Origin of the sequence: Schleiferilactobacillus harbinensis DSM 16991 (assembly GCF_000425885.1) — a bacterium.
Taxonomy (GTDB): domain Bacteria; phylum Bacillota; class Bacilli; order Lactobacillales; family Lactobacillaceae; genus Schleiferilactobacillus; species Schleiferilactobacillus harbinensis.
This window is the reverse complement of the sequence record NZ_KE384471.1, coordinates 40,343-62,992: the sequence shown is the minus strand read 5'-3', so window position 1 is coordinate 62,992 and position 22,650 is coordinate 40,343. Positions and strand designations below refer to the sequence as shown.

Genomic DNA, 22,650 nt, shown 5'->3' with positions numbered 1-22,650 from the left:
AAAACACCGAATAGTGAAAACTATTCGGTGTCAACGTTTATAGGTTTGCGAGGGCTTGGATGCTCAGGTAATTGATCACCAGCATGCGGCGGAAATCGCTAATATTCAGCCACTCGTCTTCCTTATGAGCGATCCCCTTTTGCCCGGGGAAGGAAGGACCGAAAGCGACAATATTGGGCATACTGCGGGCATAAGTGGCGCCGGTGGTGGTGACCGGTGAGCCATCGGTGCCGGTGATATCGGTGTATACCTTGGCCAAAGCCTGGATGAACGGGCTGTGGGGGTCGTGTTTGACCGGGGCCATGCGGCTGGTCACCGTCAAGGCGGCCCCCGCCGGCAGCAGGCCGCGCAAGTTGCTGACAATTTCGTCCTCCGTCGTATTTAAGGGATAACGGATGGAGAAGGCCAGAGTGAGGTGGTCGCCAGAAAGCGCAATACGATACGGCGTTAATTGCAGTGCGCCGCTCACCGGATCGGTGAAGCGGATATTGGCGTGTTCGCCAGCAAAGGCCCCCGCAAAGTGCGCTTGATACCACTGGAACAAGTCGCCGGCGCCGCCGGGCAGCTGGGTACCGGCGGCAGTGAGGTGATCTAAAACATTGTCGCCTAATTCTGGCGCGTTACTGGGTGCTTTCTTCCCGTGGAAGTGTTCTTGATGACCATCCGGGAAGGTGAGGGCGGCCCGGTCGGGAACAATGGCCGGGGAGAATTCGCCACTGATGGCGAATTGCGGACCCAGCACAGCAGTGTCGATGGGCCAGGTGATCGCGCCTCGCAGGATGCCCCGTTCACCGTAGACGACGGGATATTTGCCATCGGGGGTGTAGCCCCAAATGGGCGCGGGCTGCTCGGCCAGGTATTTAGGAATATCCTGACTGCCGCTTTCTTCATTGCTGCCAGCGAGAACGCGGACGGGCCGCTTGAGCGGAGCACCATCTTCCGCCAGCCAGCGCAGGGCCCAGAGGGCAGACAACCAGGGCCCTTTGTTGTCCAAAACGCCGCGGCCCAAGAACTGAGTCGGCGTAATCGTTAACTCGAAGGGCGGAGTGTGCCAACCGCTGCCGGCAGCCACCACATCCAAGTGGCCGACGATGCCGACGTAGTCATCCGTGGCGGCAGCTGGCGAACGGTATTCGCCCCAGCCGACGGCGTCCCCAGCCAGGCCGGTGGTCAGGTCGGCTTCTTGGGCAATTTCTAACCCAGTGGTCAACGCCTGCCGGGGGTTGACACCGAAGGGCGCACGGGGCGCTGCTGGGCCCTCTACGGACGGCACGGCAATCAAGCGCCGCAGGGCGGCGGTAATCGCTGGCCAATCACGGTCCAGCCGCTGTTCAAATTTCTGCTCTAATGGTTTCACGCTTGTTGGGCCTTCAATTCAGATTCCAAATACTGCTGGTCCTGAACCTTGGCAAAAGGATAGTAGATCAAACACCCGAGAATCAAGAGGATAAACTGCAATACCACGCCCCGCCAGCTGCCGGTGGTCAGCCAGCCGGAGAAACCGATGGGCGTCGTCCAGGGCAGATTCACCCCGTTGGTATACGGAATCCAACCCCAGGTGAAGCACAGCCCGGCAATCAAAGTATTCAAAACGGGCGTGATGATGAACGGCACCGCGATCACCGGGTTCAGGACGACCGGCAAGCCGAAGATGATTGGTTCGTTGATGCCGAAGATCCCCGGCACCAAGGCCAGTTTCGCCAGTTCCCGCATGCGCTTGGACTTGCAGAAGAAGAGAATGACGATCAGCAGGCTCAACGTGGAACCGCCGCCGCCAAAGGTGGTGAACATATCAATGAATTGCTGGGTATAAATATGGGGTAGCACCTGATGTTGCTGGAACGCGTGCAGGTTGTCCTGGGTCAGCACGAAGAAAATCGGTGACCAGACGCTGTTGACCACCGCCGGGCCGTTGATCCCGAAGAACCACAGCAGCGAGGACAGCGTATTATACAGCAGGACGGACGGCAGCGAGTTGCCCACGTCCTTGAGCGGGGCTTGCAATATCGAATAAATAAATTGATATGCGGTACCGAAACTGGTGAACGTAAAAATCAAGCGGACAAAGAAGAACACCAGAATGACGCAGGCACTGGGGATCAAGGCAGAGAAAGAGGCCGTGACCGCTGGCGGCACGCCATCAGGCATTTTAATTTCCCAATGCCGTTTGACGGCGAAGCGGTAGACTTCCACACTGACGAAAGCAATGACCAGGCCGAGGAAGATCCCGTTGGGGCCAACAAAAGTTGTATTCACGGCTGAAATGGTCTTCTTGCCAACGACCATGGTGGTCGGGGTCAAAATAAAGAAGGAGACCAGGGCCACGATCGCCCCTTGAATCGCATCCACGCCGCGGTTTTTCGCGTAGGCATAGGCGACTGCCAGGGAAGACAGCATCCCAGTAAAGCTGAAGACGGCATTGGATACGGCGGTGAACCAGTCGATCCACCCTTTGCCGAAGACACCGGTCCAGAATTCTTCCCAATGGGGAATGGGGAAGTTGCCCAGGAGCAAGAAGATTGAGGTCACGATGATCAGCGGGGTAATGATCAAGAAGCCATCCCGCATGGATTTGAGCACCACGTTATTGCTCAATTTCACCGCAATTGGTAAGACATGTTTTTCCATCCATTTATTCATGACATTTTTCGCTCCTTTCCTAAGCTAATGGTGCTTGCCGGCGGGCTTTGTCTGCCGCCAGCCACTCGGCCGTGACCGGTCGAATATCCGGCTGGTCGCCGTTGGGCTGGGCAATATAGATTTGCGTCGCGCCATCATCCTGAGCCACGGCGAAAGTGAATTCCACATTCGTCGCAATGCCCCAGTCGCCGTCCTGACGCAAAGCAACGTAGGAAAATTCCCGGGGATGCTGGCCAATTTTGGTTAGCCGATCAATGAACGGATATACGGCTTGACGCAGGGCTTCACTGGCACTAAGCCCGGTGCCCATCAGGCGAACGGTCTCGTAGCTGAGGCTGGCTTTCATCAAGTCTTCCCCCATGCCCGTGGCCGCGGCCCCGCCAATTGTACTGTCGACGTAGTAGCCGGCCCCAGGCAGCGGAGAATCGCCCACGCGGCCGGTGCGCTTCATGAACAGCCCAGAGGTGGATGTACCCACGGTCATTCGGCCCTGAGCGTCCAGCGCGACCATGCCTACGGTATCGTGCCCGTCATAGGGATTCAGGTTCTTACTGGCTAATTCCTGGCGCTTCTGTTCCCATTTCTGACCAGCGCGTTCCGTCAGCATATTTTTTAACTGAAAACCATGGGTACTGGCGTACTCGGTGGCTCCGGTACCCACCAACAGGTTGTTAGCCGCTTCCTGGCTCAGCGCTTGCGCCACCGCGATGGGGTTGGCGATGTCCCGGGCACCGGCGATGGCCCCTAGGCGGAAGGTATCGCCGTCCATGTAGGCCGCGTCAGTTTCCACCACACCGGCTGCATTGGGCAAGCCGCCGTAGCCGACGGATTGGTAATACGGATAATCCTCCACCGCTTTAATCGCGGTTACCAGAGCGTCTCCTGCGCTGCCCCCAGCACGCAATTCGGCCATCGCCGGGGTGATCCCGGTCTCCGCCATGCGCCACGTACCAATCATTGCAATTGTCATTTCTTCCTGCTCCCTTCAATGGATATATGAACAATTATGGCATAGGAAACCGCTTTTGTGGGATAAGCCACAAGGATAACGGGCGTTATATTGTGAAAAACGGCATAAAAAGCGGGATATGCACAGGTGCGCATATCCCGCTGCTTCCTTTTCCCCAAAAGTTGAACATAGATAGTATAGCGCTTACTTGAGTAAAATGCACGCGCTTTCAATAATTTGTGGTTTGCCGTTCAATAATTTTCGGCACGACTGGCTTCATGGGCTGCTGCGGCTCATTGAGCTGGTTGTACAGATAGGCAAAATCGTTCTCCGCCTGGGCTTCAATATGCAGGTCCACCGTCGTGATGCCCATCAAGCGGCTGATCTCGCTGTTATCCATGCCGACCACCGCCACATCCTGGGGCACGCGGATGGCAGCCTCCCGGAGATGGGCAATAAACGCCGCCGCCACGTAATCCGAAAAACAAATCACCGCATCCGGCCTTTGCGGCGTAGTCAGCCAAACATCGGCCGCTTGGCTGCCCGCGCCGTGCTGGCCTTCATGATACTGAATCCAACTCGTGTCCACGGCGGGGTCTTCAGCTTGGAAGTCCTTCAAGGCTTGCAACTTGGCCTGGGTGTTGGCGTGGCGGGTGCCGGTGAAGACACTGCCGATGCGCCGGTAACCCTGGGCGGCCAGCCGCCGCAGCAATTGCATATACAGCGGATAATGGTCCACATAAGACGAATAGATGACCGGTGAATCGACCCGCTGCCACGTGGCCAGCGGGCCGAATTGGGTATACGGGGTGAGCCGGTCCCAATGATTCAGCCGAGTGAGCAGGAACGCCGCATCCAGACTGTGATCCATCAGGCCGTTAAGTACCGTCAGTTCCCGCTCGGCGGTTTGCGTGAAATAGACATTCACGTGGTAGCCCTGCGCATCGGCGGCCTTCCCGAAGGCCGTAAGAAACTCGCCGGCGAGTTGGAAATAGTCGCTGATCAAAAAACCGATGATGTGGGTCTGCTGGCGGCGCATATTGCGCGCGGCCTGGCTGGGCACATAGTGGAGCGTATCGATGGCGGCAAGAATGGCCTGGCGCTTTTCTTGGCTCACATAGCCTTTACCGCTGATCACCCGGGATACTGTGGACTTCGATGTCTGGGCGAGCCGGGCAATATCAAAAATAGTCGCAGTTATTTCAAAAACCTCCTTGACCTGGGAACATTCCCATACTTTAGAGTAACAGTGAGCAAAGAAAATGTCGATGTGTTCAATACGAAAGGAGATCCTCCCTATGTCCCGTCAAGCCTTGAAACTCGTCACCATCGGCGGTGGGTCCAGCTACACCCCCGAACTGATTGAAGGATTCATCAAACGCCAAAACGAATTACCGATTAAAGAAATCTGGCTGGTAGATATTCCTGCCGGTGAAGAAAAGCTGCGCATCGTTGGCGCCATGGCCCAACGGATGGTCAAAACAGCCGGTCTCGACTGGCAAATCCATCTCACCCTGGACCGGCGTCAAGCCCTGAAGGACGCTGATTTCGTATCCACCCAATTCCGGGTGGGTTTACTCAATGCCCGCATCAAGGATGAGCGCATTCCCGCCAGCTACGGTATGCTGGGGCAAGAAACCAATGGGGCCGGCGGCATCTTCAAGGCCTTTCGGACGATCCCGGTCATTTTGGATATCGTGGCAGATATGAAAGAACTCTGCCCCGACGCTTGGCTGGTCAATTTCACGAACCCCAGCGGTATGATCACCGAGGCCATTGCCACTTACGGCAAGTGGGACAAAGTGATTGGCCTGTGCAACGTGCCGGTGGGCGCGATGCTTTCGGAACCGCCCTTGATTGGCAAGACCCTGGATCAGCTGACCTACAAGTTTGCCGGTATCGATCACTTCCACTGGCATAAAGTATGGGACGAAACCGGTAAAAACGTCACCATGGATATCGTGGACAAAATGTACAGCGATGACGCCGGTCTGCCCAAAAACATCTTCGACGTGCCGTTCTATCGCGCCCAGCTGGACGACATGCAGATGATACCCTGCGGCTATCATCGGTATTACTATCGAGAAGAAGAAATGTTGGCGCATGCGCTGGAAGAATACGAAGGCGTCGGCACCCGGGCTCAGCAGGTTAAGCGGCTGGAACATGAGCTGTTTGAACTTTACAAGGACCCGAACCTGGCCGTGAAGCCGCCCCAGTTAGCCGAACGGGGCGGGGCGCATTATTCCGACGCCGCCTGTGAAGCCATTGCGTCGCTATACGCCAATAAGAAAACCCACATGGTCGTGTCTACTGTCAATCATGGCGCGATTCCCGACTTGCCAGAGGACCACGTCGTCGAAGTATCCGCCCAAATCGGCGCGGCCGGAGCTATCCCCATGGCCTTCGGGGCCCTGCCGCCGGCGGAACGCGGCTGGCTGCAGCTGATGAAAAATATGGAATTGGTTATCTGCGAAGCCGGCGTCACCGGTAATTACGGCTTAGCCCTGCAGGCCTTCACCATGAATCCGGTGATCCGCAGCGGGCATACGGCGAAGCGCATCCTGGATGAATTACTGATTGCCCATCAGGATCACTTGCCGCAATTTGCGGATACCATCGCGAAACTCACGGCAGCGGGCGTAACCGTGAAAGACCCGATTGCCGCCGAATTAGATAAGGAACCGGCAACAGTATAAAGAGTGACAAAAACGGACGCGCGGGCGTCCGTTTTTGTCAGTGCTTAGAGTTATTTTCCGCCGAAATTTCAGTATTCAACTGCTTCGTAGCTTCATTGACCGCACCTTTCGCTTCCACCATGCCCAGCGGAAAATGATTCTCCCGTAAGGCCAGCACGACCGCGGTCGGATGGTTCGTCGGCAGCAATTTCTTTGCTTCTTCAACCAGTTCCTTATCGTCAAAGTGGAACATGGCTTTCATGCGCTTGTTTTCTTTTGAGAGTTGGAAATTGATGACCAGTACGGCGGCTAGCATCAAACCCATTAGGTAAGCATACATCATGACGGCAAACTTCCTTTCCTGTCGCATTATACCCTAACCGTCGGGAATGGACGATACCAATTCTGACTAATCGTCATCAAGTCGTTAACGACAGCGGTTAATGCGCTGCGAGAGCTCGAACTCGCCACCATCAATTGGCAGCAGGTCCGGCAACGGCACCGACGCCAAAGGCAAAAACGGCATACAAAAAGCCGCTCCTGATCGACATTCACGGCGGCTTTTTATGCTAAACTGAGTGTCACCGCTTCTTGCGGCGTCATTGGGTGACGTGTTCGCGCGCGTCACCCTTTTGCATATTATTGTAGCATATGGGTGCAATAGATTGCAGTGTTTTGAACTGCACATAGTACAAAAAACACCGCTCTCTAACGCCATATCTCAGCCGTTCAGGAGCGGTATTTGCTGTGCCAATTACTTAGCCTCTGTGAAGACAACGCGCTTGCGCAGCTTCGGAGAGTACTTCGTCAACTTCAGACGATCAGGCGTGTTACGCTTGTTCTTCGAAGTCAGATAAATCTTTTCGCCGGTTTCTTTGTTCTCGAGCATGATCCAGTTCCGCATGTCAGTCACCTCTATGCATAGTTTTACTTACCAATGATACCGGAATAGCGAGAAATGTCAATAGAGAGCGCAGGCCGCCGGTTAAGAGCTCGTTTTGGGGATTTCTCACTGCTCGCCGGTATCCACCGTGATCTGATTTCGCCCCTTACCCTTAGACTGGTACAGCATCCGGTCCGTCCGTTCATAGAAATCACTGGCCGTCGCGTCCGCCAGCGACAGCTGGGCAACACCCACTGACACGGTAATGGCCAGCGGCTGATCGTCGACGCGGATCACCGTCGCGGCAATCTCTTCCTGCAAATGCCGAGCGAAGTTTCCAGCATCAATCAACGCCACCCCGGGCAGCAGAATATTGAACTCTTCACCGCCCACCCGGTAGCAAGTGGCGGCGGGGTAGACCGCCGTTTCCTTGTCCAGCAAGCGGCCAATCGTTGCTAATACTTGATTGCCGGCAAGGTGGCCGTATTGATCATTCAGCGACTTGAACCAGTCAATATCAATGGCAACCATCGACAGCGGGGCGTTGCGCAGGTGATACCGCTTGAACAATTCCTCGTAATGCTTGTCGAACATGCCGTAATTTTGCAGCCGGGTCAGCGGATCATAGGTGGCTTCGTAGGTGATCGCGCTGAGGTGGTTATTTTCATTATCCAAGGCGCGCAAGACATAGGCCAGCAAGCCGTTGAGAATAATGAAACTGACAAAATGGCCCAAGGCCGCTTCACCGCTGAGGGGTGCGACGCGGCGCAACTGAAGAAAATAGGCCAGCAGCCAAAAGCCGCCGCCGACACAGTTGATGACCATCACGAGGGTGAGCAGATGCAAATGGATCCGTTTAGCAATCGTGGCGATCAGCGCCATGATCAGCCAGACGGTTACTTCAGTGGTCCAGCTTTCATACGTATTCAGGGTCAACCCGTAAAAAGCGGCACGACTGGCACAATCTGCCAGCACAACGACAGCGCTGCCCCGTCGGCCGAGGTAGATCATGGTGTAGATTAAGATCAAAATGCGAAAGTTGACCAGGGCAACGTCGGATTGCAGATCGTAACCGAGGTATTGGAAATAGATGGCCAGCACGGCAAAATAGCCGACGCTGACCACATTTAAAATACCCACTGAATAATCGATCTTTTGCCCAGCGTTGATTGTAAAATTCATAATTCCCCGGAGCAGCAGCTGGTTCAGCAGGACCACGCCAAGCATCACAAAAATATCAGTGATCAGCGGCTGCTGGAACCACGCATTGATCATCACATTGGGTCAGTCCTTCCTGGCCGCAGGCGCATGGTGGCGAGCGGTGGCCGCCGTTTCTTGGGCCACCGCCATCTGCGCCGCTTGGTTCAAATAGTTGAACGGCTGGTCAAAGTGCGGTTGAAACAGCATGTCGACATACGCCAGATCATCAATCGTATTGCGGTTTTGGATCGCAATCGAGACGGCGTTGGCAGACTGGGTCACTTCGTGGAGACTCCACAATTGGGCGCCGAGGACCCGCCGATCTTGCCGGTCGTAAACCAGTTTGATCGTTACCGGCGTGTTCGGGTGCATGAAATCCGGCCGATAGTTGGCGTGGTACAAAACACCGGCCGCGTCGATCCCGGACTTGCGGGCATTGGTCAGCGTGATCCCGGTGGTCGCCAGAGTATTGCCGAAGAGCATCATGGCGGTGGAGCCTTGGGTACCGAGAAACTTTTGCTTATGGCCGTACAGATTACGAGCAGCGATCATCCCTTGCCGCACGGCATTAGTCGCCAGCGGGATATAGGCCGGTTTCCCGGTGGGATTGAACCGGACCGTGCAGGCATCCCCCGCGGCGTAAATATCCGGATCGGAAGTCTGCTGGTAATCATTCGTAATGATCGCCCCATGGCGGTCCATGGTAACCTGACCCCGAAGCAGGTCAGTATTGGCCATGAAGCCAGTGCAAACGATAGCGAGATCCGCGGCGTACGCGTGGTCGCCGGTGTCAATTAGGAGGCCGCCAGTCTTTTCATCCGCTCTGAAAGCCTGGACCCGCTCATTGAGGTGAATCTGGACACCGTGGTCCGTCAACAAGTCCGTTATTTCCCCGGAAATTTCTTGGTCAATATAATTATTGAGAATCTGATCATGGCCCTGAATCAAGGTCACGTCGTGGTCCGTTTGGGCGTAAGCCTCGGTTAGTTCAACCCCGACATAGCCGCCGCCCACGACGGCGATCCGCCGGTGCTGCGCGGCGGTGTCGTGGATCGCCTGGGCCTGCCAATAATCTTTGCACAGCAAAACCCGCTCATGGTCAATGCCCATCAGCGGCGGTACGACCACGTAAGAACCAGTAGTCATGATCAATTTATCGTATGTATCGTGGAATATTTCATGGGTCTCTAAGTTTTCAATCGTTAAATCTTTTTTTGCTGTATCGATCTTCACCACGTCATGGCGAATGCAGACTTTCGCCCCAAGAGCAGCCAAGTCCGCCGGGGTGGCATAGAACATGTCTTCCAAGCGTTTTACCTGGCCGCTGAGATACAGGGGAATGCCGCAGGAAAGAAACGAGACATTATTGTCCCGCTCGTAAATCGTCACTTCGGTATCGGGATATTCTTGAAAAATTTGGCGCACAGCGGCGACACCGGCGTGGGTGCAGCCAACGATAATGACTTTCATTGATTTTCTCCAATCAGGATCCTATTGCCCGGGATCGGTCGGGTGGATCTTCAGTAAATGGGGCTTACCATAATAATACCCCTGGCGGAAGTCGATGTGCAGGGTGTCAAGGAGGGCATCATCTTCCGCCGTTTCGGTGCCTTCCACAATAAAGCGCAGCCTGTGGGCGGCCGCGATGTCCCGCCAGTAGACCAGCTGCTTCACCAGATTAGGGTCAGCCAACCCCGTGGTGAAATTTTGCAGGGCAAACTTCATTTCGCTAGCGTAGGGCAGCAAAGGCTGCACATCCGCCAGCTGATTCTGGCCGGTGCCCACATCGTCTAGGCTGATTTCCATGCCCCGTTCGTCGTATTGCTTGATCATTGGCATCAATTGCGTGATCGTGATGCCCTGATCGGTGGGTTCTTCTGTCAGTTCCACATTTAACCGTACTGGCCGCAGATAACTCTGGGCCTGAATCAAGGCCTCATTGATTTGCGGATTCAGCATTTGCGTCCGATTCAGATTAACGGAGACGGAGCCAATCTTCAAGGCAAGTTTGCGCGTGGTAGCAATGAGGACACTGGCGATGATTTCGGCGGGTACGGCCGCGAAGCTTTTAGGCGGCCGCCACCCGGCGAGGGTGTATTGTTTCATCAGTAATTCGTAGCCGATCAACGAGTTGTTGATCATGTCCAGCTGCGGTTGGATGAAATAACGGTAGATGCCTTCGTGCGTATCCATAGCGACCTGCTTTCTAGCGAATAAAAAAGGGAGTGCGACATTCGCTCTCCCTAATATAAATAATTATTGAACAAACTGCAAGATGTCGCCGGGCTGACACTCCAGAGCCGCACAGAGCTTGGCCAAGGTAGAAAAACGAATGGCCCGGGCTTTGCCCGTTTTGAGCACCGACAGATTGGCGATGGTGATGCCGACTTGATCGGCGAGTTCGGTGAGCGTCATGTGCCGTTTGACCAGCAGCAGGTCGAGATTGACTTGAATATGCATGGAATCCGCCTTTCTAAATAATCGCGTCGTTAGCATCTTTAATTTGCAACGCTGTTTCCCAGAGGCGTTGGAGAATGGTTAAAAAAACGGCGACCACCGCAGCAATTACCACCATGCCGGTAAACACGATGGCGGAGCCGGGATCTTCTCCTTGAATAAGAATGACCACGATTTGCGGGAAAAACAGGAACAAACTCCCAGTCATTGCGACAACGCCCCATTTTGCCCGGCTGAGCAACTGTAACGCCCGGATGGTGAAGGCTTGCCGATGCGTCAATGCGCTGAGCAGGCGGGACGAGTAGCAAGCAGCCGCAAAGAACGCTGCGGCGGCACCATAAAGGCCAACTGTGAAAATAACCGCCACCGGTAAGTTATGGTATTGGTAGACGAAATGTTCCGGGACCCGCGGAAAGATAAAGACACAGCACATGATGGCAAATGCGCCAGCACCAACCAGCACGCTTGTAAGAACCAGGAACGCAACTTCATTTGGGACACCTTCCTTAAACTGTTAAGTCGTTTTCTTCCTTATAAGTGAGAGCCGTTTGCCACAAGCGTTGCAGGACCGCCAGAAATACCGCGACGACAAATGGCACGGCGACAATGCCGCAACCAATAACAAATAGACCTGGTGCATCTTCCTGATCGGCGGCGACGAAAAATTGCGGCAGGATCAGGCAAAGACTGGCTGCAGCCCCGGCCATCGCCCACTTAAAACGGCGCAGCAGCTGAACGACCCGCGGGGTGAAGGCCTGGTGCCGATTGGCCGCGACCAGCAAGCGGGAAGCCTGATCGGCGCCGACGAAAAAGCCCAAAGCCGCCCCGTACCAGCCCGCCGCGAAGAACCAAGACGCCACTGGGTGGCGGTAGATGTCCATCAACTTCCCCGTCATGCGCGGAAAGACGATCAGGCAAAAAATAACCGCCAGTACACAGGCAACGGCCAAACAGAACTGCAAGAACCAAGAACGTAATTTCAAAATGATCAGCCTCCTTAATCTCTTAAAGCCATTGTACCGCAATGTTTATTGATAAACGATAAATATTACATGAAAATCGATAATGTTCGTGAATTGATAGCCGCTTCTATTCTAAAAAGACGAACAATATATCAAAATAATCCATTTATGTTCTAAAATCATCTTGAATTACCCCTCGGCCATCGGTATAATGGGCCTATTAATCGGGAAAAGAGGAACTGATTTTGGATACTTATTTCCAACTCCAAGAGAATCACACCACCCGCAGTCGGGAAATCTTGGCCGGAGTCACGACATTCTTCGCTATGTCTTATATTTTGTTCGTGAATCCGTCTGTTCTGTCCCAAACGGGGATGCCCAGCCAGGCGGTTTTCCTGGCGACCATCGTTGCTTCAGCTATCGGGACAGCCTTTATGGGATTGTTTGCCAATGTGCCTTACGCCCTGGCGCCGGGCATGGGGCTGAATGCATTCTTTACGTATACCGTTTGTTTTGCTTTGGGTTTTAAGTGGCAGGAAGCCCTGGCATTGGTTTTCATTTGCGGCCTAGTCAATATCACGATCACGGTCACTAAGATTCGGAAAATGATTATTACTGCTATTCCAGAGGCACTGCAGCATGCGATGGGCGCTGGGATCGGGGTATTTGTGGCCTATATTGGTTTGAAAAATGCCAATATTCTGCAATTCACCAGCGATGCCGGCAGTATTGCATCGATCAACGGCAAGGCCTTTTCTGCTGGGACGACCCATTTTAAAGGCGGGATCACGTCGGTTGTGTCTAATGGCGGGATTGTCCCGGCTCTGGTCAACTTCACTCAGCCCGGCGCGCTGCTGGCGCTGATTGGGCTGACGATCGCGATTATCCTGATGGTGAAAAAGGTTCCTGGCGCCATTATTTTAACGATTATTATCACCACAATCATCGGGATTCCCATGGGAGTGACCGACCTGCACAACTTGGGCACGAATTCCTTGGCCAGTGCCTTCGGTCAACTCAAAATAACGTTTGGGGCCTGTTTCGGCAACCCTGGGATGCAGTCCTTGTTCAGTTCCTGGTCCCGGCTGCCGCTGGTGCTCATGACGATTTTTGCCTTTAGTTTCTCAGATACCTTCGATTCACTGGGCACCTTCATTGGGACCGGCCGGCGGACGGGGATCTTTTCCGATGAGGATATGTCCGACATGAAGAATGGCAAAGGCTTTTCTTCGAAAATGGATAAGGCTCTTTTCGCGGATTCCGTAGCCACTGGATTTGGGGCCATTTTCGGCACGTCCAACACCACAACCTATGTTGAATCCAGTGCTGGCATCGGGGCTGGCGGCCGGACAGGGTTGACCAGTGCGACGGTGGCCGTGCTCTTCATCATCAGTGCCGTCTTTGCACCGATTATTTCCGTGGTACCCACTCAGGCCATTGCCCCGGCACTGATTCTGGTTGGGATTCAGATGCTTGGTTCCTTCGCCAATATTGATTGGACAGATCTGACTGCTGCCATCCCGGCGTTCATGGCTTCCATCTTTATGGGGCTGTGCTACAACATTTCGTACGGGATCGCCGCCGCCTTTATTGCCTACTGCTTGATCAAGCTGATCACCGGCAAGGCTAAAGAGGTCCATCCGATTCTTTGGATCGTCACGATTCTCTTCATTCTGAATTTCGTCGTTTTAGCAATTCTTTAAGGACCTTGCAGAAATGTTAGGCCATGGGCCTTCTCCTTTTATTACACTGGTGATGAAAGGAGTGGCGACCATGGCCTTTTTATTTCAAAAAAAGCGCTGGCTCAAAATCACCGGCGCTTTGATCATCGGTATTTTAGTTTGTACCTTAGCCTACGCCCGAGTAACCAACGCGGACGGGTCGGCGGCCGCGGCGTATGCCCAGGTGTGCCGACGGGTCAAACGCTTGCCGCGGCGGGCGACCCGCTCTACGATCATTCACCAGTTAGGCGAACCCAATAGTCAGGTGCTCACCCCTGGTAAGCACCGCCAGACCATGCATTGGCGCTATCCCAAAGTTGGGCAGGTGACCATCGTTTTGGACCACGATCGGGTGATTTCGATTCAGAAGAAGGCATATTAAAAGGAGACCAGATCGGTCTCCTTTTTATTATGCCTCAACAGATTGAATGATATGCTGCAACCATTGGTGCAGCAGTTCTTCTGGGATATCCTGGTGAAATGCGATGTTCACGCGTTTCGCCCCGACGTCGTACCCGCCCTTGGTAAACTCAGCAGCGAGCTTTTGCGGCACGTCTTGATTGGATGACACCGAGACGTGTTTTTGATACGCCGCGATGCTCAGCCGCTGGCCATTCAATAAGTAGAAAGGCTGGCCGTACTTGATCGTCGGTTCAGCGCCGGGCCATTCTTCATTGATGAAGTGGTCTAACGCCGTGAGCAATGGCCGCGCGTCAACGCTGGCTTGGTTGAGATAATCCTGGATGTCTTTGACTTCTGGTTTCTCTGGCATGGAATCCCCCCTTAATCGCTATAGGTCTAGTATAACGCGAAATGGGGGTTAAAAGTTAAGCGTGGATGACTTGTTCAGCGGCCGCGAAGATTCTTTGGGCGACATCGGCGTTATCCATCGTGTAGAGATGGACGCCGTCCACGCCATGGACCAGCAGATCAATAATTTGGTCTACGGCATAGGCAATGCCGGCTTCCCGCATGGCCACCGGGTTATCTTGGAAGCGGGCCATCATCCGAGTGAACTTCTCCGGCAGGGCGACGCCGCTCATCGTCGCCATCCGTTCGATCTGGTGGGCATTGATGACGGGCATGATGCCGGCCTGGATCGGTACTGTGATCCCAGCTGCCCGGGCCTGGGCAATGAAATCGTAGAAGACCTGGTTGTCGAAGAAGAGCTGACTGATCAAGTGACTGGCGCCGGCATCCACTTTGTCTTTCAAATAATGGATATCGGTGGCGAGATCCGGCGATTCCGGGTGGCCTTCGGGGTAACAGGCGCCGATCACGTTGAAGTCGCCGCACTGGTGGATGTAGCGGATCAGATCGCAGGCGTGGGGGAAGTCGTTGCTCAACCGGCCGCCGGCGGGAATATCGCCGCGCAGCGCGAGGATGTTTTCAATGCCGTGGGCCTGCAGCTCATTCAGCAGGCCGTGGATCTGGTCGGCGGATAATTGGCTGGCCGGCAAGTGGGCGACCGTTTCAATCCCGTAGGTGTCTTTGATATAACTCGCCGTGGCCAGAGTACCGGTGGCCTGGAGCGCGCCATTGGCGCCGAAGGTCACTGAGACATAATCGGGGTGCAAGTCGCTGAGCACTGCCAAGGTTTCGTCCATTTTTCGCAGCGATGCCGCCGTGGCATTTTTGCGGGGCGGGAACACTTCAAAGGAAATGACCGGCCGATCCTTAAAGAGTTGGTTGATTTGCATGTTCCAGTTCACCTCGCACTTGCTTGGCGGCGGCGACCATGTTGATCAGCGCCTGTTTGGCTTCGGGTTCTTCCCGGGTTTTCAAACCGCAATCCGGGTTGATCCAGACATTGTCGGCGGGCAGCTTGGCCAGGATGTGGTGAATGATGTCAACGATTTCTTCCTCGGATGGGATCCGCGGGGAATGGATGTCATAGACGCCGGGACCAACGTGGGTCTGGAAGTGAACCTGTTTGAGAATGTCCAGCAGGGTGAAGTCTGCCCGGGAGGCTTCAAAGGAGATCACGTCGGCGTCCAAGTCATCGATGGCCTGAATGATATCACCGAACTCCGAGTAGCACATATGGGTGTGGATCTGGGTCGTCGGCTGGACCTTGCTGGCCACCAGCCGGAAGGCCGGCACGGCCCAATCCAGATACTGGCGATACCAGTCGCTTTGGCGCAGCGGCAGATTCTCCCGCAGGGCCGGCTCATCGATTTGGATGATCTTGATCCCGTGTTTTTCCAGATCCAGGACTTCACCTTGCAGGGCCAGGGCAATCTGCTCCGTGGATAATTTATTGGACACGTCGTCCCGGGGGAAGGACCAGTTGAGGATGGTCACCGGCCCGGTGAGCATGCCCTTGACCAGCTTGCTGGTCTGGCTTTGGGCAAAGACGGTGGTAGCGACGGTAATCGGGTGGGTCCGGGCGACATCGCCCCAGATGATCGGCGGCTTGACGCCCCGGGTGCCATAGGATTGGACCCAGCCATTGTCCGTGAAGCGGAACCCCTCAAGCTGTTCGCCAAAGTATTCCACCATGTCGTTGCGTTCGAATTCGCCGTGGACCAAAACGTCCAAGCCGATGTCTTCTTGGAACTTCAGCCAGCGCTTAGTTTCTTCTTCATTGAAGGCATTGTATGCGGCTTCATCGATCTCGCCCCGGCGCAGCTTCGCCCGGTTGCGGCGCACCGCCGCCGTTTGCGGGAAGGAGCCGATGGTCGTGGTGGGCAGCAGGGGCAGCTTCAATTCCTTGGCCTGAATGGCCAACCGGGTCGCCCGGTCCGGGGTCCGCTGATAATCTGCCGGCTGCAAGGCCGCGATCTGAGCGTTCAGCGTTTTGTTTTCCACGTAGCGCGGGGCGGCGAACAGCGCCGCATTTTCCTGGTAGGCCAGGGTGTCAGTCCCATTTTGGCGAATGTGGTCCAGATCCACCAGCTCAGCCAGTTTCTCCTCAGCGAAGGCTAAGTATTTTTTCTCGTCGTCGGGAATATGGTGCTCATGCCGGACGGTGTAGGGCACGTGGAGCAAAGAAGAGGAGGTGGACAGCACCAGCCGAGTGGTCGGCTGATGCAGTTCAGCCAGCAGGGCCAAGGCCTTTTGATAATTAGTGCGCCAGATATTCTTCCCGTTGATGACGCCGGCAAACAAGGTCAGCGAATCGGGCAGGCCATTTTCTAACACAATGTCTTTATTCTTCGGCCCTTCAATGAAATCCAGCCCCAACCCGTCGAAGGGCAGGGTGGTGATCAGCTTGTAAGAATCCCGCACGTCGCCGAAGTAAGTCTGGAGCAGGATATGCCCGTCGCCCTTGGCGGCCAGAATGGTATCGTACAGCTGGGTGAAGCGGTCCAGGTCCTTGGCCGTCTGGTCATAGACCAAGGCGGGTTCATCCAGTTGGATCCAATCCGCGCCCAGCGCCCGCAGCTTCGTAATAATGCGCGCGTAGGCAGCCGCCAAGGAAGGCAGAAAGTCATCGGGGGTCAAGCCGTCTAAAAAGCGGCTCAGCCGCAGCAGGGTATAGGGGCCGATCAGGGACGGCCGCGCATTGATGCCTAACTTTTTAGCTTCGGCGAACTCGTCAAACAGTTTGGTGCCGACCACTTGGATCTCGGTATCCCGGTCGAATTCGGGCACGATATAGTGGTAGTTGGTGTTGAACCACTTCTTCATGCTCAACGCCTTTTCGTCCCCGGCGTCCCCCTGATAGCCCCGGGCCAGCGCAAAGTATTCGTCTAACGGATTCAGATCCAACGCCTTGAAACGCTGGGGCACCAGGTTCAGCAGAAAGGCGGTATCCAGGGTTGTATCGAAGAAGGAAAAATCTCCCGTGGGTACCTGATCGATACCAGCGGCTTGGACGGTTTGCCAGTGGTGCTGGCGCAGCTCCCGGCCGGCGGTGTGCAATTCGTCTGCGGTGATCTGGTGCTTCCAATACTTCTGCGTTGCAAACTTTAATTCCCGTTTTTCACCAATGCGTGGATAGCCGATAATCGTTGTGGTCATATAGAGTCCCTCCAATGGGTGTGATGAAAATAAAAAAATCCGTCCCCGATCCGCTGCAAAATATTGCAACAGATCAAGGACGGATTCCCGTGGTACCACCTTGGTTCGCAAGGAGCTCGCGCCCGCTTGCCTCACTCAGTCCGGCCCAGAGGGCGAGACCTGAACGCTGTAATGGGCGTCCCCATGATCGGCTTGCTAATGCTCGCCAACCCTGCGTAACCAAGACCATGTTCACTGACTTGCCGTTATGACCTCGCACCGAATGGCCACTCTCTGGAGAACGGTAGTACCAGCTACTCATCTTCATCGCTTTTGATTTAATAATTGACCGTAGCATACCCAGAAATGTGGGGGATGTCAAGCGGCTGAGCTCAAATTTTGCAGAAGTGGGAAACGGAGACTCTGCTCATTGACTAGACAGAATTGAGAAAATTGTTCAGTTAATTCGAATAGGTGAATACTTTTCTCTGGGCGCGGGTGTTGTCCAGATGGATAAAATGTTATCCTGAACTTGTTAAGGATAGGTAGACAGCTTTATTGGATGGTTGCTATTTGGGGGGAAATACTTATGATTACGCATTTTAGCAAACGCCGGAGGGGCACCAGGCGTTGTTTTTCGAGTTTGTTTGGTTTCACGGTATTATTATTGTTACTGGTTTGTCCTGGTCGACCCGTCCATGCCGAATTAATGGATTTACCGGATCAAACGGATCCGACCAATACCAGCAAAACGGCCAACAATATCTCATCACTGGCTACAGGGATGAATAAAAATCTCGTGACAGGCGACACCGATACGACGGTCACTTCTGGCATTGCGGATGCAAAATATGATTTTTCAAATTATCAGATGCAATCACCGTTGTCGGTATACCCGTTACGATCATACACACCATACAATCCTAATGTGTCCCGAGATTCTTCCGGCAACGCGAATGGTGATTATTTTCACGATCAAGCCAATACTAACCGGAAGGTATATTCTGCTTTTAAGGTGGCGTATCGGCGTTTTGCTGTTCCGCAAAGTTTAGCCGATTCCACAACGGATATGGAAACAGAAAAGGCTGGAAATAACGGTAAGGCGGTGTGGGTCCCAAATTTGCACAGCTATACCGATGCCAATGGCAAGACTCAAAAAGAAGAAGCCTATCAGGGCCACTTTTTGCAAGCTACAGGGGTGGTTAATGTCCATATCATGGTTGACACTGCCTATGGTAATGCAATGAACAATATTTATGATGGCAATTATGGCGTTATGGTCCGCTTCAAGATGGAAAAGGGCGTTAATGCTGCCGCCATCGCCAAAGCGATTGTTTGGGATCGTGCTTACTTCCGGATGGCCATTGACGTCCCCAAGATGTCAACGGACCGGGTCACCAGAATTTATGTGCCGATGCAATTCGACCATACAGTTTATCTTGATCCTAATCACCCGAATGTTTTCTATTTGAAAGTTAAAGGGATTCCCCTTGCTAATGACAATCCAACGACGACATCATTGGCCGGGATGACCGTGTCGCCCAACCTGACCCGGGGGGTATTGCCTTTTGGTACAAGCCGGGGGGCCAATCCAGCCGTTGTCGCCAATACGCGTACTAATGCCAACGGCAAAGTGCAAGATAATGCCGATGCGGTACCGCGAATCGCGGCTGGATTCTCCGCAACGGATATGCAAGCCTATTTAACCAAAGTGCCAGTTGCCAAGAATATTCCCGGTCTAACGAAAGACAGCAGCGGGAATGTTGAGAACACGACGGTTAATTTAGCACTGGTCAAAAACTTTATTCAACAGGATCTGCGGGATTTCCAGAACAATGTCAGTACCTATACTGGTTCCATGGCAGGTCATAATTATGCTGATGCCGGTTATCCCACCGTTAGCGGTGATCCCAATGGCAATCCGTATGCCAGTGCTCAGAGCTCTTGGGCAAAAGTTCAAAAAAATGCTGATGGCAGTTGGGTCCGTACCAACCCATTAATGGATCCGAGTTACCAAATTAATAGTGTGCTTGATTCGAATGCCGTCCAAACCGAATGGTTGTGGAATCCTAATGCACCTTCATCTGGAGCAGGTACGAGTCCTACTAAAGGGTATAGTGTTGGTTATCCATATACGTATTCGCTTCTGTCAGCGCTGTTTACGATGGCCAACGGCAACAACTACTCTAGTGATTTGCCAGGGCGATTCGCCCAAATGGCAAATCAAGCTGCAGTCGGCTATATTGCGAAAGACGGTTTTGCCGGATCCTGTTACGTCAACTTCTTCATCGACATGGACAAATACAATGGCAACTTAGATGACCATTCGCCCGCCAAGACGTTGACGAAGGGAATGCTGATGCCGTCAGCACAGAAGAATCACACCTATAACTTGTCCATGGATATTGTCGGCAGCGATAAGCTGGTTGATCCGCAGACCAAGACGACAGCGACGCCCGCTGTATCACCCCATGATACGCCGATGGATCGGGCTTTGATTCGACCTGACTACTACACGGAAGATCCATCACATTTGAATGCCGCGGGTAAGGTCCTGCAACAGTATTTATGGGCCGTCCCAGCAATTCCGCCCACATCGCAGTATGTGAGTCAAATTCGCCAAAACGTGCTGCAGACGACCGAGCAAAACAATACCTGGACCGTTAAATCCGAGTCTGGTGCAATTCCCTGGAATCAAACACCACCAGCAGAAAGCACTCGGGGCGGCAAGGGCGGCTTCTGGGTGATGGGCACTTGGCAAACCAGCCTCTATTGGAACGATACACTCGGCGGTCAAATTGTGGGGGCTGCCAAGACAGATAATAATGGCTTTATTCAAACCACCACGGTCAATGGTAAAACGGTACCCGTGGATGGCACCATTGGTGTGAACACCGATCCTGACCGCACTGATGCCTTTGCCGTCAGCATGAACAGTTGGAATTCCTACGTATCGCCGTGGGATTGGAGTAAGGCCCTCAATACCGACAACACTCAGATTCAAGCGACGAGTGCTGTAACCAATCCGGCCGATCCCAACTATGGCAGTACAATACCATGGGAAAGTGTCACGCCGCTGGGCTCTCCCAACTGTACGGCGGGCGACAGCAGTGCTTTGCTGACCAAGGATGGATCAAAGAGCTATAACGCCCGCAGTGTCACCCTGGAAATGGCAGCCAGTGGTTTGTTGTCGTCCAATTTGCCGCAATCCAGCGACATGACGTATGGGGCTTATGATTCGAATGCCATCACTAAAAACACCGTGAGCACCTCTCGCTTTGCCCGAGTGGTAAATTATTACTCCAACTTTGAAAACATTGGCGGTGCTGATACGGATGCCTATAACTGGGGTACTAGGGAGGGCCGGAACACGCAGAGCCTGATCTATACCAAAGATGTATCCGGCATTCCAGTGGACAACCAGCCCCAAGTCGTTAATCGGGTGAACGCTGATGTCACGGATAGCGATGGCAATGCGGTGACGGTACCGACCACGACGTCACCGATTCCCAAGAATCTGCAAGTCCATTATTCAGCGATCATGGGGACGGGGCGTATACGCGTCCGGCCACCCTCTATGTCATTCAAAACGGCTTCACGCCGCGTGTTAACCTCACCAATCGGGTCTATAACGTGACAGCGGCTGAGCTCAAGAAGGGCATCACGATCGATGGCAACTGGACCGCGGATTGGACACCCGCGTTAGCCGATAACGGTAAAGTGTTAGCCCATGCCAGTGACAGCAGCGACTTTGCTGCGGATGATCACGAAGCACTCAAGGCCGGCACGACCGGAGCGTGGACGAAGACGACGAAGCCAGATAACTCAGCGGAAGCACCCGGACCGCATAGCTTTTCGTTCACGGTCAATGACGTTTCGGCCAACACTGATCCGTCGAAATCTAGTGACGGTTCAATTGGGATTGCCAATACGATTGGTTCCCATGTCATCACCGTACGGACGAAGATTGCGTATGCCTATCAGGGCAAGCAGTATTCGAGTTATACTGATGCCCAACAAATCATCAACGTGGTGCCCGATAGCTACAACCAAATCAATTTCACCAAAGGCATTGTGACGGATCCCAATGAGGGGAGTACGGCGCAAATCACGGCGGTTCAGTATCAGTCATTTGCGGAGGAGATGCCATCGACTAGTGATGCCGCATTTAATCAGTTTGTCAATTTTGCATCGCCCTACGATACGATCAGCAGTTCAATTCAGCCGACTGATCAAATCCGGATGCGGACCCGGTTTGCCGTTCCTTTCGCGGCGGGGATTGAGCAGCTGAAGAATTTCAAAGTGACCGTCGCCATGCCCAAGACTAATGATCCGGCTCATCCGTATTTTACGATGAATACCGCTCCCGGCGACGATCCAACGCAACTGGTAGAGTCGTTTACGAATCGGCAGATGACTGACTTCAAGGGCAGCAGTTGCACCCCTGATCAAACAGTCAATCCGACACAATACACATTCACGTACAACGTGAATCATGATACCGGTTCATCTTCGGATAATTTCCTTAGACCGGGCAACGTCTATGAATTGTTGTATACACTGAATGTGCCGGCGGTCAGCCTGCAAAACGTTCCGGCCCAGCAAGTTTTGCGCGATACGTTCACTGCGACGACGGCGAGCGGACAGGATATTTCGTTGAGCTCGAACGCGGTGTATTTAAATGCTGGCGGGGACAATACGTATGGTTTGCTGCATGTCCCGGATTTGAATTTTGGCCAAGTCAGCAGTACCACAATCGGTACACAAAAGGAGTTAGCTGCAGATCAGGAATACAACCAATATTTTGAGGCGTTCGACAATCGAGCAGTGACTCCTGGGAATCCGAATGCGCCGATTCGCGAACCGTGGGCTATTTATGCCCAATTGGGCGGCTTCTCAGATACCGCTGGGGGTACCAGAAGCATTACTGGGTCGACCATTCAATTTGATTATATGGTGCAGTTTCCACCAACATCGCCAACTAGTGGGACGCTGACCGCTGGCGGGGCACCGGTTAAGATTTTGGAGCGACCAAGCGGTCAGTATCCGGCCGGCTTCCGGCAGAATGTTGGCCAAACCATCTTCACTGTAGGAGATGACGGCGGCGGTACCAGCGGCTTTATCGGCGGCAAGTACCAGGCCACGGTGACCTACACCATGACTCCTGATGATGGCGGCAGCACCCTGAAATAGTGCACAGTCAAAAACAGCGCCCAGA

General features: G+C 53.8%; 20 protein-coding genes. 5 read left to right on the top strand and 15 right to left on the bottom strand.

What is annotated here, in order from left to right:
* Positions 1 to 37 precede the first annotated feature (37 nt).
* The 4 genes from H627_RS0115685 to H627_RS0115665 all read right to left on the bottom strand — a co-directional run bounded on the left by H627_RS0115685 (position 38) and on the right by H627_RS0115665 (position 4,769).
* On the bottom strand, positions 38 to 1,357 hold the full coding sequence (locus H627_RS0115685; RefSeq protein WP_051225498.1) for a M20/M25/M40 family metallo-hydrolase: 1,320 nt from the start codon (positions 1,355 to 1,357) through the stop codon (positions 38 to 40).
* Positions 1,354 to 2,640 (bottom strand): PTS sugar transporter subunit IIC, encoded by a 1,287-nt coding sequence (locus H627_RS0115680; RefSeq protein WP_027829673.1) that lies wholly within the window; start codon positions 2,638 to 2,640, stop codon positions 1,354 to 1,356. The genes H627_RS0115685 and H627_RS0115680 overlap by 4 nt, the downstream gene beginning before the upstream one ends.
* A gap of 19 nt (positions 2,641 to 2,659) precedes the next feature.
* Positions 2,660 to 3,610, bottom strand: a complete 951-nt coding sequence (locus tag H627_RS0115675) for a glycosylasparaginase (protein WP_027829672.1) — start codon at positions 3,608 to 3,610, stop codon at positions 2,660 to 2,662.
* A gap of 208 nt (positions 3,611 to 3,818) precedes the next feature.
* Positions 3,819 to 4,769: a LacI family DNA-binding transcriptional regulator gene (locus tag H627_RS0115665; protein WP_223850052.1), complete on the bottom strand. Its 951-nt coding sequence runs from the start codon at positions 4,767 to 4,769 to the stop codon at positions 3,819 to 3,821.
* 118 nt (positions 4,770 to 4,887) lie between these two features.
* On the opposite strand from H627_RS0115665, the gene H627_RS0115660 reads away from it, so the two are divergent.
* Positions 4,888 to 6,285 carry a 6-phospho-beta-glucosidase gene (locus H627_RS0115660; RefSeq protein ID WP_027829670.1) on the top strand — a complete coding sequence of 466 codons (1,398 nt, stop codon included), beginning with the start codon at positions 4,888 to 4,890 and terminating at the stop codon, positions 6,283 to 6,285.
* A 37-nt stretch (positions 6,286 to 6,322) separates the two neighbouring features.
* On the opposite strand, the gene H627_RS0115655 is transcribed toward H627_RS0115660, so the two are convergent.
* From H627_RS0115655 to H627_RS18830, 8 genes are all read right to left on the bottom strand, one after another.
* Positions 6,323 to 6,607, bottom strand: a complete 285-nt coding sequence (locus H627_RS0115655; RefSeq protein ID WP_027829669.1) for a hypothetical protein — start codon at positions 6,605 to 6,607, stop codon at positions 6,323 to 6,325.
* Between the two features lie 411 nt (positions 6,608 to 7,018).
* Entirely contained in the window at positions 7,019 to 7,168 is a 150-nt protein-coding gene (rpmG, locus tag H627_RS0115650) for a 50S ribosomal protein L33 (protein WP_027829668.1), read from the bottom strand.
* 105 nt (positions 7,169 to 7,273) lie between these two features.
* Positions 7,274 to 8,422: a GGDEF domain-containing protein gene (locus H627_RS0115645; RefSeq protein ID WP_035441401.1), complete on the bottom strand. Its 1,149-nt coding sequence runs from the start codon at positions 8,420 to 8,422 to the stop codon at positions 7,274 to 7,276.
* 9 nt (positions 8,423 to 8,431) lie between these two features.
* Complete coding sequence (locus tag H627_RS0115640) at positions 8,432 to 9,817, bottom strand: FAD-dependent oxidoreductase (RefSeq protein ID WP_027829666.1); 1,386 nt, start codon at positions 9,815 to 9,817, stop codon at positions 8,432 to 8,434.
* Positions 9,818 to 9,838: 21 nt separating this feature from the next.
* On the bottom strand, positions 9,839 to 10,540 hold the full coding sequence (locus H627_RS0115635; protein ID WP_226999181.1) for an EAL domain-containing protein: 702 nt from the start codon (positions 10,538 to 10,540) through the stop codon (positions 9,839 to 9,841).
* 63 nt (positions 10,541 to 10,603) lie between these two features.
* Entirely contained in the window at positions 10,604 to 10,807 is a 204-nt protein-coding gene (locus H627_RS0115630) for a helix-turn-helix domain-containing protein (RefSeq protein ID WP_027829664.1), read from the bottom strand.
* A gap of 13 nt (positions 10,808 to 10,820) precedes the next feature.
* Positions 10,821 to 11,267, bottom strand: coding sequence for a DUF2975 domain-containing protein (locus H627_RS0115625; RefSeq protein ID WP_027829663.1), 447 nt, complete (start codon positions 11,265 to 11,267; stop codon positions 10,821 to 10,823).
* A gap of 43 nt (positions 11,268 to 11,310) precedes the next feature.
* The gene (locus tag H627_RS18830) at positions 11,311 to 11,787 is read right to left on the bottom strand and encodes a DUF2975 domain-containing protein (RefSeq protein WP_051225497.1); all 477 of its coding nucleotides are present in this window, start codon (positions 11,785 to 11,787) and stop codon (positions 11,311 to 11,313) included.
* Between the two features lie 224 nt (positions 11,788 to 12,011).
* Between H627_RS18830 and H627_RS0115615 the strand changes: the two genes are divergently transcribed.
* Both H627_RS0115615 and H627_RS0115610 read left to right on the top strand, forming a co-directional pair.
* A complete protein-coding gene (locus H627_RS0115615) occupies positions 12,012 to 13,469 on the top strand; it encodes an NCS2 family permease (RefSeq protein WP_027829662.1) in 1,458 nt (485 codons plus the stop codon).
* A gap of 70 nt (positions 13,470 to 13,539) precedes the next feature.
* Positions 13,540 to 13,869 (top strand): hypothetical protein, encoded by a 330-nt coding sequence (locus tag H627_RS0115610; protein WP_027829661.1) that lies wholly within the window; start codon positions 13,540 to 13,542, stop codon positions 13,867 to 13,869.
* 27 nt (positions 13,870 to 13,896) lie between these two features.
* Here H627_RS0115610 and H627_RS0115605 read toward each other — a convergent pair whose 3' ends face one another.
* From H627_RS0115605 to metE, 3 genes are read right to left on the bottom strand one after another with little or no spacing between them, the layout of a single operon-like run.
* On the bottom strand, positions 13,897 to 14,259 hold the full coding sequence (locus tag H627_RS0115605; RefSeq protein WP_027829660.1) for an iron chaperone: 363 nt from the start codon (positions 14,257 to 14,259) through the stop codon (positions 13,897 to 13,899).
* 55 nt (positions 14,260 to 14,314) lie between these two features.
* Positions 14,315 to 15,187: a methylenetetrahydrofolate reductase [NAD(P)H] gene (metF, locus tag H627_RS0115600; protein ID WP_027829659.1), complete on the bottom strand. Its 873-nt coding sequence runs from the start codon at positions 15,185 to 15,187 to the stop codon at positions 14,315 to 14,317.
* Positions 15,165 to 17,453 (bottom strand): 5-methyltetrahydropteroyltriglutamate--homocysteine S-methyltransferase, encoded by a 2,289-nt coding sequence (metE, locus tag H627_RS0115595; protein ID WP_027829658.1) that lies wholly within the window; start codon positions 17,451 to 17,453, stop codon positions 15,165 to 15,167. Before metE ends, metF begins: the two co-directional genes overlap by 23 nt.
* 688 nt (positions 17,454 to 18,141) lie before the next feature.
* Here metE and H627_RS0115590 point away from each other — a divergent pair.
* Both H627_RS0115590 and H627_RS0115585 read left to right on the top strand, forming a co-directional pair.
* Positions 18,142 to 21,069 carry a hypothetical protein gene (locus H627_RS0115590; protein WP_152319350.1) on the top strand — a complete coding sequence of 976 codons (2,928 nt, stop codon included), beginning with the start codon at positions 18,142 to 18,144 and terminating at the stop codon, positions 21,067 to 21,069.
* The gene (locus H627_RS0115585; protein ID WP_027829656.1) at positions 21,066 to 22,625 is read left to right on the top strand and encodes a hypothetical protein; all 1,560 of its coding nucleotides are present in this window, start codon (positions 21,066 to 21,068) and stop codon (positions 22,623 to 22,625) included. Before H627_RS0115590 ends, H627_RS0115585 begins: the two co-directional genes overlap by 4 nt.
* The last annotated feature ends 25 nt before the right edge of the window (positions 22,626 to 22,650 follow it).

What these genes read in the sequence shown, in the direction of transcription:
- H627_RS0115680 (WP_027829673.1), bottom strand. Translation starts at nt 2,640, where the DNA reads ATGAATAAATGGATGGAAAAACATGTCTTACCAATTGCGGTGAAATTG.
- H627_RS0115675 (WP_027829672.1), bottom strand. Translation starts at nt 3,610, where the DNA reads ATGACAATTGCAATGATTGGTACGTGGCGCATGGCGGAGACCGGGATC.
- H627_RS0115660 (WP_027829670.1), top strand. Translation starts at nt 4,888, where the DNA reads ATGTCCCGTCAAGCCTTGAAACTCGTCACCATCGGCGGTGGGTCCAGC.
- H627_RS0115655 (WP_027829669.1), bottom strand. Translation starts at nt 6,607, where the DNA reads ATGATGTATGCTTACCTAATGGGTTTGATGCTAGCCGCCGTACTGGTC.
- rpmG (WP_027829668.1), bottom strand. Translation starts at nt 7,168, where the DNA reads ATGCGGAACTGGATCATGCTCGAGAACAAAGAAACCGGCGAAAAGATT.
- H627_RS0115645 (WP_035441401.1), bottom strand. Translation starts at nt 8,422, where the DNA reads ATGATCAATGCGTGGTTCCAGCAGCCGCTGATCACTGATATTTTTGTG.
- H627_RS0115640 (WP_027829666.1), bottom strand. Translation starts at nt 9,817, where the DNA reads ATGAAAGTCATTATCGTTGGCTGCACCCACGCCGGTGTCGCCGCTGTG.
- H627_RS0115635 (WP_226999181.1), bottom strand. Translation starts at nt 10,540, where the DNA reads ATGGATACGCACGAAGGCATCTACCGTTATTTCATCCAACCGCAGCTG.
- H627_RS0115630 (WP_027829664.1), bottom strand. Translation starts at nt 10,807, where the DNA reads ATGCATATTCAAGTCAATCTCGACCTGCTGCTGGTCAAACGGCACATG.
- H627_RS0115610 (WP_027829661.1), top strand. Translation starts at nt 13,540, where the DNA reads ATGGCCTTTTTATTTCAAAAAAAGCGCTGGCTCAAAATCACCGGCGCT.
- H627_RS0115605 (WP_027829660.1), bottom strand. Translation starts at nt 14,259, where the DNA reads ATGCCAGAGAAACCAGAAGTCAAAGACATCCAGGATTATCTCAACCAA.
- metF (WP_027829659.1), bottom strand. Translation starts at nt 15,187, where the DNA reads ATGCAAATCAACCAACTCTTTAAGGATCGGCCGGTCATTTCCTTTGAA.
- metE (WP_027829658.1), bottom strand. Translation starts at nt 17,453, where the DNA reads ATGACCACAACGATTATCGGCTATCCACGCATTGGTGAAAAACGGGAA.
- H627_RS0115590 (WP_152319350.1), top strand. Translation starts at nt 18,142, where the DNA reads ATGGATTTACCGGATCAAACGGATCCGACCAATACCAGCAAAACGGCC.